This is a genomic window from Pseudomonas sp. (genome assembly GCF_049300855.1).
In the GTDB taxonomy this organism is placed as follows: domain Bacteria; phylum Pseudomonadota; class Gammaproteobacteria; order Pseudomonadales; family Pseudomonadaceae; genus Aquipseudomonas.
On the sequence record NZ_JBAQKH010000014.1, the window covers coordinates 78,132 to 92,026 of the forward strand.

12 protein-coding genes and 1 pseudogene are annotated in these 13,895 nt (G+C 60.4%); 8 read left to right on the forward strand and 5 right to left on the reverse strand.

The window, feature by feature from the left end; genetic code table 11:
* Positions 1–3: 3 nt before the first annotated feature.
* Positions 4–861 (forward strand): copper homeostasis membrane protein CopD, encoded by an 858-nt coding sequence (gene copD, locus WA225_RS04620; protein ID WP_422607026.1) that lies wholly within the window; start codon positions 4–6, stop codon positions 859–861.
* Between the two features lie 114 nt (positions 862–975).
* On the opposite strand, the gene WA225_RS04625 is transcribed toward copD, so the two are convergent.
* Positions 976–2,118 carry an HlyD family secretion protein gene (locus WA225_RS04625; protein WP_422607027.1) on the reverse strand — a complete coding sequence of 381 codons (1,143 nt, stop codon included), beginning with the start codon at positions 2,116–2,118 and terminating at the stop codon, positions 976–978.
* On the reverse strand, positions 2,115–3,770 hold the full coding sequence (locus WA225_RS04630; RefSeq protein ID WP_422607028.1) for an MFS transporter: 1,656 nt from the start codon (positions 3,768–3,770) through the stop codon (positions 2,115–2,117). Before WA225_RS04630 ends, WA225_RS04625 begins: the two co-directional genes overlap by 4 nt.
* 295 nt (positions 3,771–4,065) lie before the next feature.
* Here WA225_RS04630 and WA225_RS04635 point away from each other — a divergent pair, with 295 nt between their 5' ends.
* The 6 genes from WA225_RS04635 (at position 4,066) to WA225_RS04660 (ending at position 10,312) form a co-directional block, all read left to right on the forward strand.
* Entirely contained in the window at positions 4,066–5,361 is a 1,296-nt protein-coding gene (locus tag WA225_RS04635; protein WP_422607029.1) for an OprD family porin, read from the forward strand.
* Positions 5,362–5,644: 283 nt separating this feature from the next.
* Positions 5,645–6,469, forward strand: a complete 825-nt coding sequence (locus WA225_RS04640) for an NAD-dependent epimerase/dehydratase family protein (RefSeq protein WP_422607030.1) — start codon at positions 5,645–5,647, stop codon at positions 6,467–6,469.
* Between the two features lie 30 nt (positions 6,470–6,499).
* Entirely contained in the window at positions 6,500–7,393 is an 894-nt protein-coding gene (locus WA225_RS04645; protein WP_422607031.1) for an SMP-30/gluconolactonase/LRE family protein, read from the forward strand.
* Between the two features lie 63 nt (positions 7,394–7,456).
* Complete coding sequence (locus WA225_RS04650) at positions 7,457–8,428, forward strand: TRAP transporter substrate-binding protein (protein WP_422607032.1); 972 nt, start codon at positions 7,457–7,459, stop codon at positions 8,426–8,428.
* Between the two features lie 76 nt (positions 8,429–8,504).
* A complete protein-coding gene (locus WA225_RS04655; RefSeq protein WP_331691409.1) occupies positions 8,505–9,032 on the forward strand; it encodes a TRAP transporter small permease in 528 nt (175 codons plus the stop codon).
* Complete coding sequence (locus WA225_RS04660) at positions 9,032–10,312, forward strand: TRAP transporter large permease (RefSeq protein ID WP_422607033.1); 1,281 nt, start codon at positions 9,032–9,034, stop codon at positions 10,310–10,312. The genes WA225_RS04655 and WA225_RS04660 overlap by 1 nt, the downstream gene beginning before the upstream one ends.
* A 48-nt stretch (positions 10,313–10,360) precedes the next feature.
* On the opposite strand, the gene WA225_RS04665 is transcribed toward WA225_RS04660, so the two are convergent.
* The 3 genes and pseudogenes from WA225_RS04665 to WA225_RS04675 all read right to left on the reverse strand — a co-directional run bounded on the left by WA225_RS04665 (position 10,361) and on the right by WA225_RS04675 (position 12,841).
* Positions 10,361–11,161: a sulfite exporter TauE/SafE family protein gene (locus tag WA225_RS04665; RefSeq protein ID WP_422607034.1), complete on the reverse strand. Its 801-nt coding sequence runs from the start codon at positions 11,159–11,161 to the stop codon at positions 10,361–10,363.
* Between the two features lie 9 nt (positions 11,162–11,170).
* A pseudogene (locus tag WA225_RS04670) lies at positions 11,171–12,419 on the reverse strand (FAD-dependent oxidoreductase).
* 80 nt (positions 12,420–12,499) lie between these two features.
* Positions 12,500–12,841, reverse strand: coding sequence for an ArsR/SmtB family transcription factor (locus WA225_RS04675; RefSeq protein ID WP_422607035.1), 342 nt, complete (start codon positions 12,839–12,841; stop codon positions 12,500–12,502).
* Positions 12,842–12,932: 91 nt separating this feature from the next.
* Here WA225_RS04675 and WA225_RS04680 point away from each other — a divergent pair, with 91 nt between their 5' ends.
* Entirely contained in the window at positions 12,933–13,796 is an 864-nt protein-coding gene (locus WA225_RS04680) for an MBL fold metallo-hydrolase (protein ID WP_422607036.1), read from the forward strand.
* Positions 13,797–13,895 lie beyond the last annotated feature (99 nt).

The window sequence follows — 13,895 nt, forward strand, 5'->3', positions numbered from 1 at the left end:
TTCATGAGTGAAGCGCTGGTGCTGTGCCGCTTCGTGCATTTCATCGTGGTGTTGATGCTGTTCGGGGCCTGGCTCTTCAGGCCGTTGCTGCTCAAGGATGAAGCGCCGCAAGTGGATCGGCGCCTGGCGCGACTGGCGCGTGGGCTGGCCGCTGTGGCGCTGGTCAGTGGCATTGCCTGGGCGCTGTTGATCACCGCGAGCATGGCCGGTTCGACGGCTGCGGCGTTTGACCCGGAGACTATTGCACTGGTGTTGGGCAGCACGTTTTTCGGTCAGGTGTGGCGCTGGCATCTGCTGATCAACGCATTGTTGTTGGCGCTACTGTTCACGCCCTGGCGTTCAAGCATGCCGTTGCGGCTGGGCTTGAGTGGCTTGCTGCTGGCGACGTTGGCACCGGTCGGGCATGGCGCGATGCTCGATGGTCTGAGCGGGCAATTGCTGATCCTCAATCAGATCGTTCATCTGACCTGCGTGGCGGCGTGGCTTGGCGGGTTGTTGGTGCTGGTGCTGATTCTGCTTCAGCCGACGGAACCGATGCGTGAAGTGTTGCGGCGTTTCAGCGGAGTCGGTTATGCGCTGGTCGCGGGGCTGCTGATTACGGGTTTGATCAACGTCCGCGTGCTGACCGGCCAGTGGTGGCCGACGCCGTTGTTCAGCGGATTTGCCTTGATTCTGTTGATCAAGGCAATGCTGGTGTTGGCCATGCTCGGATTGGCGCTGTTCAATCGCTTGCGGATTGATGATTGCGAACAGCGCATGGGCACGCTCAGGTGCAGTGTGATGCTCGAATGGCTGCTCGGCATTGGCGCGGTGGCGGCCGTTTCGCTGCTGGGCACCCTGCCCCCGATGATCGCGGGATAAACACAGTTCAAATGTGGGAGCGAGCTTGCTCGCGAAGGCGGTGTGTCAGATAAAGAAATGTCACTGATACATCGCTTTCGCGAGCAAGCTCGCTCCCACAGGGTTATCTGTTGATCAGTGAGGCTGGGTGTCGCCTGCTGCGGTGTCGATGCTGACGACTACCGACATCCCCGGCCGCAAGCGCTCCTCTTCCTGCTGATCCGCATCGATGGTGATCCGCACCGGCACGCGCTGGGCGATTTTGACGAAGTTGCCGGTCGCATTGTCCGCCTGCAACAGCGCAAATTCAGCCCCCGTCCCCGGCGAAATATGCTGCACATGCCCGGTGAATTTGCGGTGGTTCAACGCATCGACGGTGAAGCGCACCGGTTGCCCGACGCGCACGTTGTCCATCTGGGTTTCCTTCATGTTGGCGATCACCCATTTCTGGTTCGGCACCAGCGCCATCAACTGCGCGCCGGAATTGACGTAGGCGCCGAGGCGCACGCCGATCTGCCCGAGCTGACCGTCACGCGGCGCGAGGATGCGGGTGTTCGACAGGTCGATCCGCGCCAGTTGCACCGCCGCTTCGGCGCTGGCCACTGCCGCCTCCAGCGAGCCACGATTGACGATCACCGTTTGCAGGTCCTGGCGGGCGATTTCCAGATTGGCCTTGGCCTGCGCCACTGCCGCAACGCTTTGCGCATTGGCTGCCAGCGCCACATCCATCTCGCGTTTCGACACCGAGCCGTCGCGCACCAACTCCTGATTCCGGCGCAGATCGGCCTCGCTTTTACGCAACTGCGCTTCGCTGTCAGCCTGCACCGCCTGACGCAATTTAATCGTCGCCTCGGCGCTGTTGCGCTGCTGCACCACATTGGCCAAAGACGCTTTTTGTACCGCCAGTTGCGCCAGCGCCTGATCGAGGCGCTGCTGATAGATGCGGTCGTCCAGACGCACCAACAAATCCCCGGCCTTCACGTACTGAAAATCCTGCACCGGCACCTCATAGACATAACCGGCGAGCTGCGGGCCGATGATCGTCACTTGCCCACGAATCAGCGCGTTTTCGGTGGTTTCAACCGCACTGCTGAACGGCGGCAATTGCCAGGCATACAGCACGATCAACACACCGACGATGGCAATCGCCGCGAAGCCCAGCGAAGAGATGATCCGCACCCGCAGCGAGCGTGGCTCGGTGTTCGGCGATGACGGCGGCGCCACACCCTCGGGCGTGGCAGCGATGGCATTGGTGGTTGTGGTGGTCGGTTCGGTCATGAAGAAGGGGCACCGCTCGAAGGTGTGGATGGCGCTGGGGCGACGGCTTTGGTGGTGCTCATCAGCCACAGCGCACGAATGGACAGCCAGATCATGGTCAGCAGCGCAATCACGGCGATCAGCATGAACACATCGTTATAGGCCAGCACGTTAGCCTCACGGGTGGCGGCGTTGGCCAGGCTGCGAATCCCCGCAAGGTTGCGCAGACTCGGGTCGGCCAACAGCGAGCCGTACGCCGAGCCGCCGCTCTGCACGCGCGCAGCCACCAAGGGGTCAGACAACGTCAGGTGCTCAACGATGTGACTGGAATGAAATTTTTCCCGGACGATCTGGAAGGTGCCCAGAAGCGCCGCACCGAGCAGGCCGCCGAGGTTATTGCAGATCCCGAACAGCACGGAAAAACTCACCAGATTGCGTGGATTGGTCAGCACGTTGCGCGTGCCGAAAACCATGGTCGGGCCGAGGAAAAACGTGCTGCCGAAGGCCAGCAGAAACTGACTGAAGTAGAGGTTTTCCGGGCGCGTCAGGTTGTTGGAAAAACTGTCCATCACCGACCCGGTGGCCATCAGACCCAGCGAGATGATCAACGGCATCAGCAGGTGTTTGGGGTCGATCGTCAGTGCGCTGGTCAACAGCCCCGCGATGCTGCCGATCAGCATCACCACGTACAGGCTGTGCAACTGCTCATAGCCCATGTTCAGGTTCTGCATGAAGCCGACTGCACCGGTGGATTGCTCCGAGGTGACCATGCGAATCAGGGTCACCGCCAGCGCCAGACGGATCATCGTGCCGCTACCCAGCCAACGGGTCATCAGCAGCGGGTTGCTGCGGTTATGTTCGATGGCCAGACCGGCGAGGATCAGCGCGATGGACGCGGCCAGCGCGACGCCAATCCAGTCGGCCTCCAGCCACCAGTCGATGCGCCCGAGCGACAACACCGCACACAACAACGCCACGCCGGTCGCGAGAATGGCAAAGGTCAGGAAATCGAGTTTTTCGAAGGTTTTGAAGCGGTCACCGGGCGGTAACTTGAGCATCAATACGCAACCCAGCGACAGCAGCGCCATGCCCAATTCAAACAGATACAAGCCGCGCCATTCGGCGATCTGCAGCAAGTCTTCGGAAAATAATCGCGCCAAGGGCAGCGCCAGTTGTGAAGTGCCGAGGCCGAGCACCAGCGCCTTCAGCCGCCACTTCGCCGGGAACGCCTGGACCATGTAATACAACCCCAGAGAACTCAGCGCCGCGCCGACCATGCCATGGGCCGCCCGCACCGCCACCGCTGAATTCAGGTCGTTGACGAACAGATGGCCGAAGGTCACCAGCGCATACAACACCAGGAACACCTCGGTGAACGCGCGCAAACCGAACTGCTGGCGAAACTTCACCAGCAGCAGGTTCATCGACACGTTGGTCATCACGTACGCCGCCGGCAGCCAGGCCATTTCCGCCGTGGTCGCGCCGAGCGCGCCTTGCAGATAAGGCAGGTTGGCCACCACCAGCGAGTTGCCCAAGCCACCGGTCACCGCCACCAGCACGCCGACCAGCGCATAGGCCAGGCGCTTGGGGGTGGAGTGCAACGGTGTCGAGGGGGAACCGGGCAGACTGGGCTTCTCGTGCGGCTGCCAGTTGCGCGGGGCGTATTGGTCCATTGAAAGGCCTTGTGCGGTAGGTGGGTGAAGTTTGCCGCAAATTCATTGCTAAAACACTTTTCCCCCTGTGGGAGCGAGCTTGCTCGCGAAAGCGGTGTGTCAGTCGACAACATCGGCGGATGAAAGTCCGCATTCGCGAGCAAGCTCGCTCCCACAAGGGTTCGGTGTGATGACTGGGAGTCATCGTATAACTTGCTGTTGACATTCCCGTAAAACCTAGGAAATATCCGCAACCATGTTGTACGACGACGTATGACAAATAATAAAAACAACAAACGAAACAGGGAACGTCACAGTGAGCACACTCGTCCGCAATTCCGTCCGCCCTTCCCGCTTTTGCACACTTCGTCCGCGTTCCACGCTAAGTCTGATCGGCTGCAGCAGCCTGGCTCTGGCCTTGCCGATGAGCGCCGATGCCGAAGGCTTTCTCGAAGACAGCAAAGCCACGCTGAACCTGCGCAACGCCTACTTCAACCGTAACTTCGTCAACCCGGCCAACCCGCAGGGCAAGGCTGAGGAGTGGACGCAAAACTTTATCCTCGACGCCAAGTCCGGTTTCACTCAGGGCACCGTCGGTTTCGGCCTCGATGTACTGGGGCTGTATTCGCAAAAGCTCGATGGCGGCAAAGGCACGGGCGGCACGCAGCTATTGCCGATCCACGATGACGGACGTCCGGCGGACAACTTCGGCCGCCTCGGTGTGGCGCTGAAAGCCAAGGTGTCGAAGACTGAACTGAAGGTCGGCGAATGGATGCCGGTGCTGCCGATCCTGCGCTCCGACGATGGCCGCTCCCTGCCGCAGACCTTTCGCGGCGGCCAGATCACCTCCACCGAGATCAACGGCCTGACCGTCTACGGCGGCCAGTTCCGTGGCAACAGCCCGCGCAACGACGCGAGCATGGAAGACATGTCGATGAACGGCCGCGGTGCGTTCACTTCGGATCGCTTCAACTTCGGCGGCGGTGAATACAGCTTCAACGACAAGCGCACCCTGGTCGGCGTGTGGTATGCCGAACTCAGCGACATCTACCAACAGCAGTATTTCAACCTCAGCCACAGCCAGCCGCTGGGCGACTGGACCCTGGGCGCCAACCTCGGTTTCTTCACCGGCAAGGAGGACGGCAGCGCCCAGGCCGGCGATCTCGACAACAAGACCGCATTCGCCCTGCTTTCGGCCAAATACGGTGGCAACACCTTCTACGTCGGCCTGCAAAAACTCAGCGGCGACGATGCCTGGATGCGGGTCAACGGCACCAGCGGCGGCACCCTCGCCAACGACAGTTACAACGCCAGTTACGACAACGCCAAGGAACGCTCCTGGCAGTTGCGCCACGATTACAACTTCGTCGCCCTCGGCATCCCCGGCCTGACCTTGATGAACCGCTACATCAGCGGCGACAACGTGCACACCGGCACTATCACTGACGGCAAGGAATGGGGCCGCGAATCGGAACTGGCCTACACGGTGCAGAGCGGGCCACTGAAGAACCTCAACGTGAAATGGCGCAACGCGACCATGCGCCGTGACTTCAGCACCAACGAGTTTGACGAGAACCGGATCTTTATCAGTTATCCGATTTCGTTGTTGTAAAGCCAGTCGCCACACCGGGTTTCCCTGTGGGAGCGAGCTTGCTCGCGAATGCGTTGAGTCAGTCAATTCATCTTTCAATGACGCACCGCTTTCGCGAGCAAGCTCGCTCCCACAGTGGAGTTGCATTACCAAACAGGCAATTGTGGTGATTGAAGACTGGGCTAGGCCTTCCGTCATTTACACCGAAAGTCGCGTTGACAAGTTCCGGAAACCCTACCGATACTTCAGCGCAGTCATACGACAACCTACAACAAACCTAATAACAATGTGTCCAGGGATTGCCATGACGTCTACCTCTACTCCCCGCGCTCCATTCAATCGCCTGCTGCTGACCGGCGCTGCCGGTGGCCTGGGCCAAGTCCTGCGCGAACGTATGCGCCCTTACGCCAATGTCCTGCGTCTGTCAGACATTGCCACCCTCGCCCCGGCCGTCGATGATCGCGAAGAAATTGTCGTCTGCGATCTGGCCGACAAACACGCCGTGCACCAACTGGTCGAAGGCGTCGACGCGATCCTGCATTTTGGCGGTGTCTCCGTCGAGCGGCCATTCGAAGAAATCCTCGGCGCCAACATCTGTGGCGTGTTTCACATCTACGAAGCGGCGCGCCGCCATGGCGTCAAGCGAGTGATCTTCGCCAGTTCCAACCACGTTATCGGCTTCTACAAACAGGACGAACAACTCGACGCCAGCTCGGCGCGCCGACCTGACGGCTACTACGGTTTGTCCAAGTCCTACGGCGAAGACATGGCCAGTTTCTATTTCGATCGCTACGGCATCGAGTCCGTCAGCATTCGCATCGGCTCCTCGTTCCCCGAGCCGCAAAACCGCCGAATGATGCACACCTGGCTGAGCTTCGACGACCTCACGCAATTGCTCGAGCGCGCGCTGTACACCGAGAACGTCGGCCACACCGTGGTCTACGGCATGTCCGCCAACAAGGACGTCTGGTGGGACAACACATTCGCCAGCCACCTCGGCTTCGAGGCGAAGGACAGCTCCGAAGTGTTCCGCGAAAAAGTCGAGGCGCAGCCGATGCCGGCGACCGATGACCCGGCGCGGATCTATCAGGGCGGCGCGTTTGTCGCGGCCGGTCCGTTTGGCGACTGATCACTCTGACAACGACGCAAAGGAATGAGTATGCAAGCCGAATTGATCGTCGATGCGCGCAACGCCGTGGGCGAAAGCCCGGTCTGGGTAGCAGAGGAAAACGCACTTTACTGGGTCGACATACCTAACGGCGGCCTGCAACGCTGGAGCGCTGACAGCGGCCACGTACATGCCTGGAAAACCCCGCAAATGCTCGCCTGTATCACCCGCCATAGTGGTGGAGGCTGGGTGGCCGGCATGGAGAGCGGCTTCTTTCATCTACAGCCGCACAGCGACGGCAGCCTCGACAGTGAGCAACTCGCCCGCGTTGCACACAGCCGCGAAGACATGCGTCTCAACGATGGTCGCTGCGACCGTCAGGGCCGGTTCTGGGCCGGCAGCATGGTCTTGAACATGGGACTGAATGCGCCCGAAGGCCGCCTCTACCGCTACGGCGCCGGGCAGTCTGGCGTGATCGAAGCACAGCTCGACGGTTTCATCGTGCCCAACGGCCTCGGCTTCAGCCCTGACGGCAAGACGATGTACCTGTCCGATTCGCACCCCGACGTACAACTGATCTGGGCGTTCGATTACGACACCGATAGCGGCACGCCGTCGAACCGTCGCGTCTTCGTCGACATGAACCACTTCCCCGGTCGGCCCGATGGCGCCGCCGTGGACGCCGAAGGTTTCTACTGGATCTGCGCCAACGACGCCGGCCTGATACACCGCTTCGCGCCGGACGGTCGACTCGACTTCTCGCTGGCCGTGCCGGTGAAAAAACCGACCATGTGTGCCTTCGGCGGCAGCCGCATGGACACCCTCTTCGTGACCTCGATTCGCCCCGGCGACGACCACGATCCGCAATCCCTGGCCGGTGGCGTGTTCGCCCTGAACCCTAACGTCAAAGGCCTGCCGGAGCCGATGTTCGACGCTTTGCTGTAACACCCGCCTCTGCTGCACCGCTGCGCCTTGAACACAACAATAACAAGACTGGAGACACCCCCAATGGACTTCAAACGCACCTTGCTGGCCGCTGCACTTCCGCTGATGTTTACCTTCACTGGCGCCGCTCAGGCACTGCAACTCAAATTCGCCGACATTCACCCCGCCGGTTATCCAACCGTGGTGGCCGAAGAAAACATGGGCAAGACACTGACCAAGGAGACCAACGGCGAACTGACCTTCCAATACTTCCCCGGCGGTGTGCTGGGCTCCGAAAAAGAAGTCATCGAGCAGATGCAAGTCGGCGCCGTACAGCTGTCTCGCGTCAGCCTGGGGATCGTCGGCCCGGTGGTTCCGGACGTGAACGTGTTCAACATGCCGTTCATCTTCCGCGATCACCAACACATGCGTAACGTCATCGACGGCGCAGTGGGCGACGAGATCCTCGACAAAATCACCAACTCTGAGTTCGGCCTGGTGGCCCTGGCCTGGATGGACGGCGGCACGCGCAACATCTACACCAAAAAACCGGTACGCAAGCTCGAAGACCTCAAGGGTATGAAAATCCGCGTGCAAGGCAACCCGATGTTCATCGACATGATGAACGCCATGGGCGGTAACGGTATTGCCATGGACACCGGCGAGATCTTCAGTGCCCTGCAGACCGGCGTGATCGACGGCGCGGAAAACAACCCGCCAACCTTGCTCGAACACAACCACTTCCAGAATGCGAAGTACTACAGCCTGACCGGTCACCTGATCCTGCCAGAGCCGATCGTGATGTCGAAAATCACCTGGGAAAAACTGACGCCGGATCAACAGGCGCTGGTCAAAACAGCCGCCAAGGCTGCCCAGGCCGAAGAGCGCGTGCTGTGGGACAAGAAGTCCGCTGCCAGTGAAGAAAAACTCAAGGCCGCCGGCGTCGAGTTCATCGAGGTCGACAAAAAACCCTTCTACGACGCCACCGCACCGGTGCGGGAAAAGTACGGCGCGAAGTATGCCGACCTGATCAAGAAAATCGAAGCCGTTCAGTAACGCCTCCCGCTCCGTCCTCATGAACAAGGCCCGGTGCGCCCGATGACTGCGGCGCACCCGGTTACGGTGGAACCCGATGAAGAATCTACTGCTGCGTATCAACGACAAGATCTACATGACGTGCATCTGGGTCGCCGGCCTTTCCGTCCTGGCGATTTCCCTGATGATTCCCTGGGGCGTGTTCGCCCGCTACGTGCTGGGCACCGGTTCGAGCTGGCCCGAGCCCACGGCGATCCTGCTGATGATGGTGTTTACCTTCATCGGCGCCGCCGCCAGTTACCGCGCCGGCGCGCACATGGCCGTGGCCATGCTCACCGATCGCATGCCTGCACAACTGAGATCTGCAGCGGCGATATTTTCACAGCTGCTCATGGCGGCGATCTGCATCTTCATGACGATCTGGGGCGCCAAGCTGTGCATGTCCACCTGGAACCAGTTCATGGCGTCCCTGCCCGATCTGCGTGTTGGCGTGACCTACTTGCCGATTCCCGTGGGCGGCTTGCTGACGCTGGTTTTTGTGTTGGAAAAACTCTTGCTCGGTGACCAGAGCAAACGGCGGGTCGTGCAGTTCGATCTGGTTGAAGAAAGTGAAGGTGCCGCTTAATGGACGCTCTGATTCTGCTGGGCAGTTTTATCGTATTGATCCTGGTCGGCATGCCGGTCGCCTACGCGCTCGGCGCGGCGGCGCTGATCGGTGCATGGTGGATCGACATTCCGTTCCAGGCGGTAATGATTCAGGTCGCGTCGGGGGTGAACAAATTCTCGCTGCTGGCCATTCCGTTCTTCGTGCTGGCCGGGGCGATCATGGCCGAGGGCGGCATGTCCCGTCGATTGGTGGCGTGTGCCGGGGTGCTGGTGGGTTTTGTCCGCGGCGGTCTGTCACTGGTCAACATTGTCGCCTCGACCTTTTTCGGCGCGATCTCCGGTTCATCGGTGGCCGACACCGCATCGGTGGGTTCGGTGCTGATTCCGGAAATGGAACGCAAGGGCTATCCACGGGATTTCTCCACCGCCGTGACTGTAAGCGGTTCGGTGCAAGCGCTGCTGACCCCGCCAAGCCACAACTCGGTGCTTTACTCGCTGGCCGCCGGCGGCACGGTCTCGATTGCCTCGCTGTTCATGGCCGGCATCGTCCCCGGACTGATGATGAGCGCCTGCCTGATGGTGCTGTGCCTGATCTTCGCGAAAAAACGCAACTACCCCAAGGGTGAAGTGATCCCGATGCGCCAGGCGTTGAAAATCGTCGGCGAAGCGCTGTGGGGCATGATGGCCATGGTGATCATCCTCGGCGGGATTCTGTCCGGGATCTTCACCGCGACCGAGTCGGCAGCGATCGCCGTGCTCTGGGCGTTCTTCGTCACCATGTTCATCTACCGCGACTACAAGTGGAGCGAACTGCCGAAACTGATGCACCGCACCGTGCGGACGATTTCGATCGTGATGATCCTGATCGGCTTCGCGGCGAGCTTCGGCTACATCATGACGCTGATGCAGATCCCGGCGAAGATCACCACGCTGTTCCTGACCCTGTCGGACAACCGCTACGTGATCCTGATGTGCATCAACGTCATGCTGCTGTTGCTCGGCACCGTGATGGACATGGCGCCGCTGATCCTGATCCTCACGCCGATCCTGATGCCGGTGATTCTCGGCATCGGTGTCGATCCGGTGCAGTTCGGCATGATCATGCTGGTCAACCTGGGCATCGGCTTGATAACGCCGCCGGTGGGCGCGGTGTTGTTTGTCGGTTCGGCGGTGGGCAAGGTCAGCATTGAAAGCACGGTGAAGGCGCTGCTGCCGTTTTACGCGGTGCTGTTTCTGGTGTTGATGCTGGTGACCTACGTGCCGGCGATTTCGCTGTGGTTGCCGCATCTGGTGTTGTAAGCCAATAAAAAACCGCAGCCTTTGATGGGCTGCGGTTTCTTTTGAGACTCAAGCCCGCAACAACATATACCCCGCCACCACCAGACAGACACTGGCAAATCCCACCTGCAACGCCCGCGCCGGCACCCGTGCGCACAGCTTGCGGCCGATGATCATGCCGACGATGCTGGCAACGATAAACGCCGCCCCCTGCCCGTCAATCCGTACACCGGCGTGAAACGAGCCGATCACGCCAATCACCGAAATCAGACTGATCACCATCAACGACGTCGCGACAATCCCGCGCATCTGCACGTCGGTCAGTTGCTTGAACGCCGGCACGATCAGAAAACCGCCACCGACGCCGAGCAATCCGGAGACCACGCCAGTTATCGCACCCAAAGCAGCCAAGGTCGCGGTGCATTTGGCGGTCCAGTCGAAGCGCCCGGTTTCGGCATTGAGCATGCAATTCTTCTGGCCCCAACTGGCATGCCCGTGATCGCTCGGCCCCTCCTGCTGACGCTCGCGCCGCAGCATGCGCCAGGCGACCATGACCATCAGCAGGCTGAACAGAATCATCAGGATTTTCTCCGGCAACTGATGCGCAAAGTAGATCCCCAGCGGCGAAAACACTGCGCCCAACGCGGCAATCAGCAGCGCCGCGCGATAGCGCACCAGGCCATGGCGCAGGCCGTCGATGGCACCGACCGCCGCCGCACTGCCCACCGCGAACAACGCCACCGGCGCGGCCTGGGTCATCGTCCAGCCCAGCCCGAGCACCAGCGCCGGCACCGCGAGAATGCCGCCGCCGGCGCCGGTCAAGCCGAGCACCAACCCCATCACCACGCCAAACAGACTTGCCAGCAACATAGGGTTTTCTCAGTCGACCTTGGACAGGCTTGTCAGCCACTCGCGACCCTTGAGCATGCCGTTCCAGTAGAACCACGGCAGCAAGGTTGCCTTGAGAAACCACGCCGAACGCCGGGCCACGGTCGGGTCCATCGGGAAGGGTCGGCAGCAACTTGCCGGCATAACCGAACTCGGCGAGGATCACCTTGCCGTTCGCAACCGTCAGCGGGCAGGAGCCGTAACCGTCGTACTTCAGCGGCAGCGGTTGGTGTTTGCGCAGGGCGAGCAGGTTTTCCGCGACCACCACAACTTGTTTGCGCACGGCTGCGGCGGTTTTCGCATTGCTGGTGCCGCAGATATCACCCAGCGCGAACACCTCGGGATAACGCGGGTGCTGCAGGCTGTGCGGATTGACTTCGCACCAGCCGGCCGCATCGGCCAATGCGCTTTGCGCGATGAAATCCGGCGAAACCTGCGGCGGCACCACGTGCAACAGATCGAAGGTTTTTGCTAGGCGGCTGACGTTGCCGTCGGCGTCCTTGATCTCGAACCAGGCGGTTTTCGCCGGGCCGTCGACCTTGACCAGATTCGAATTGAACGCCAGTTGCGCGTTGTACTTTTCGATGTACTTCATCAACGGCGGCACGAACGTCGCCACCCCGAACAGCGCAGCGCCGGCCAGATTGAATTCGACATTGATGTTGTTCAACACGGCGGTTTTGCGCCAGTGATCACAGGACAGGTACAGCGCCTTTTGTGGTGCGCCGGCGCATTTGATCGGCATCGCCGGTTGGGTGAACAGCGCCTTGCCACCACGCAGTTTCTGCACCTGATCCCAGGTGTATTGTGCGTGCTGATAGCTGTAGTTGGAGGTGACGCCGTGCTGACCGAGGCTCTCCTGCAGGCCTTCGATCTTCTCCCAGGCCAGGCGCAGGCCGGAGCAGACGATCAGGTTCTGATAGCTGACCGTGCGTTGATCGTTGAGGGTCAGTTGGCGTTTGTCCGGGTCGATCGCGGTGACCGCCGCTTGCAGCCAGTTCGCGTGCCGGGGCATGACCTTGCTCATTGGTCTGGCGGTGTTTTTCACGTCATAGGCGCCACCGCCGACCAGCGTCCACGCCGGTTGGTAGTAATGGTGGGTACTCGGCTCGATCACCGTGATGTTGAGGCTCGGGTCACGCTTGAGCAGGCTGGCGACGAAACCGATGCCGGCCGTACCGCCGCCGATGACCACGATGTCTGCACTGATGGATGGGCCCCAGTGTTGATCGTTGTTCATTGCTTGTTCCTTTTGCTGCACGCAAGGATTTCTCAGCCAATACATCGCTCCCACAGTGGAAATGTGATCTGGCTGACTTTTTATTGCAGTTCCCAGCTCTTGAGAACAGCGCCGCAATACAGCCCTGAAAGAGTCTTCATCACCTGAATCACTTCATGACTGGCCAGGCCGTAAAAAATGTACTTGCCTTCGCGCCGGGTCGCGACCAGCCCTTCGTCACGCAAAATGCCCAGTTGCTGAGACAGGGTCGGCTGGCGCACGCCGGTCATTTTTTCCAGTTCGCCGACATTGCGTTCGCCCTGGGTCAATTGACAGAGGATCAACAAGCGATCCTCATTGGCCAGGGCCTTGAGCAATGCGCAGGCCTTGGAGGCCGAGGCGCGCAGTTGGGCGACTTCACATTCGGTCAGACTGGATTGCATTTGCACGAGGCCTTCAAGGTCACTTAAGCTGCGAACATTATGTTTTTAGATAAAGTGTTGCAACCCATTTTCCTTGTTCAGGTTGGTGTCCATGCCCGCACAGATTGAAGCTTTCCTCGACCCCGCCTCCTCGACCTACAGCTACGTGGTCTATGAAGACGATGGCGGACAGTGCGCAATCGTCGACCCGGTGCTCGATTACGACGGCGCCGCCGGCCGCACCTGCACCGCGCAGGCCGACAAAATCATCGCCTTCGTCCGCGCACACAACCTGCAAGTGCAATGGCTGCTGGAAACCCACGCCCACGCCGATCACCTGTCCGCCGCGCCGTACCTGCGCCGGGAACTGGGCGGCAAAATCGCCATTGGCGAGTCGATCAGCAAAGTGCAGAACGTGTTCAAGGCGCTATTCAATCTCGAGCCGGAGTTTTGCGTCGATGGCTCGCAGTTCGATCATCTGTTTGCGCCGAACGCGTCTTTCCGCATCGGCAACCTCAAAGCCACCGCCCTGCATGTGCCCGGGCATACGCCGGCGGACATGGCTTATTTGATCGACGGCGAGCAGATTCTGGTCGGCGACACGCTGTTCATGCCCGATGTCGGCACCGCGCGCTGCGACTTTCCCGGCGGCAACGCCCATCAACTGTACGCCTCGATCCACAAACTGCTGGCCTTCCCGGCCAGTGTGAAGCTCTACGTTTGCCACGATTACCCGCCAGAAGGCCGCGAATCGCAGTGCCAGACCACGGTTGGCGAACAGCGCAAAAGCAATATTCATGTACATGACGGGATCGATGAGGCGGCGTTCGTCGAGATGCGCACAAAGCGTGACGCCGGGCTCGGCATGCCGACGCTGTTGCTGCCAGCGATTCAAGTCAATGTGCGGGCGGGGAATTTGCCGGCGGCGGAAGACAATGGCGTGGTTTACCTGAAGATTCCGCTCAATTCCCTATAGGAAAAAACCACTCGCGCGGCTGCCCGTTTATTTTTCCTACGAACGCTGGCGATAGCGATGAACTGGTGAAAATCCGCACAGCGATCAGACTCCATTGGG

What these genes read in the sequence shown, in the direction of transcription:
- copD (WP_422607026.1), top strand. Translation starts at nt 4, where the DNA reads ATGAGTGAAGCGCTGGTGCTGTGCCGCTTCGTGCATTTCATCGTGGTG.
- WA225_RS04625 (WP_422607027.1), bottom strand. Translation starts at nt 2,118, where the DNA reads ATGACCGAACCGACCACCACAACCACCAATGCCATCGCTGCCACGCCC.
- WA225_RS04630 (WP_422607028.1), bottom strand. Translation starts at nt 3,770, where the DNA reads ATGGACCAATACGCCCCGCGCAACTGGCAGCCGCACGAGAAGCCCAGT.
- WA225_RS04640 (WP_422607030.1), top strand. Translation starts at nt 5,645, where the DNA reads ATGACGTCTACCTCTACTCCCCGCGCTCCATTCAATCGCCTGCTGCTG.
- WA225_RS04645 (WP_422607031.1), top strand. Translation starts at nt 6,500, where the DNA reads ATGCAAGCCGAATTGATCGTCGATGCGCGCAACGCCGTGGGCGAAAGC.
- WA225_RS04650 (WP_422607032.1), top strand. Translation starts at nt 7,457, where the DNA reads ATGGACTTCAAACGCACCTTGCTGGCCGCTGCACTTCCGCTGATGTTT.
- WA225_RS04655 (WP_331691409.1), top strand. Translation starts at nt 8,505, where the DNA reads ATGAAGAATCTACTGCTGCGTATCAACGACAAGATCTACATGACGTGC.
- WA225_RS04660 (WP_422607033.1), top strand. Translation starts at nt 9,032, where the DNA reads ATGGACGCTCTGATTCTGCTGGGCAGTTTTATCGTATTGATCCTGGTC.
- WA225_RS04665 (WP_422607034.1), bottom strand. Translation starts at nt 11,161, where the DNA reads ATGTTGCTGGCAAGTCTGTTTGGCGTGGTGATGGGGTTGGTGCTCGGC.
- WA225_RS04675 (WP_422607035.1), bottom strand. Translation starts at nt 12,841, where the DNA reads ATGCAATCCAGTCTGACCGAATGTGAAGTCGCCCAACTGCGCGCCTCG.
- WA225_RS04680 (WP_422607036.1), top strand. Translation starts at nt 12,933, where the DNA reads ATGCCCGCACAGATTGAAGCTTTCCTCGACCCCGCCTCCTCGACCTAC.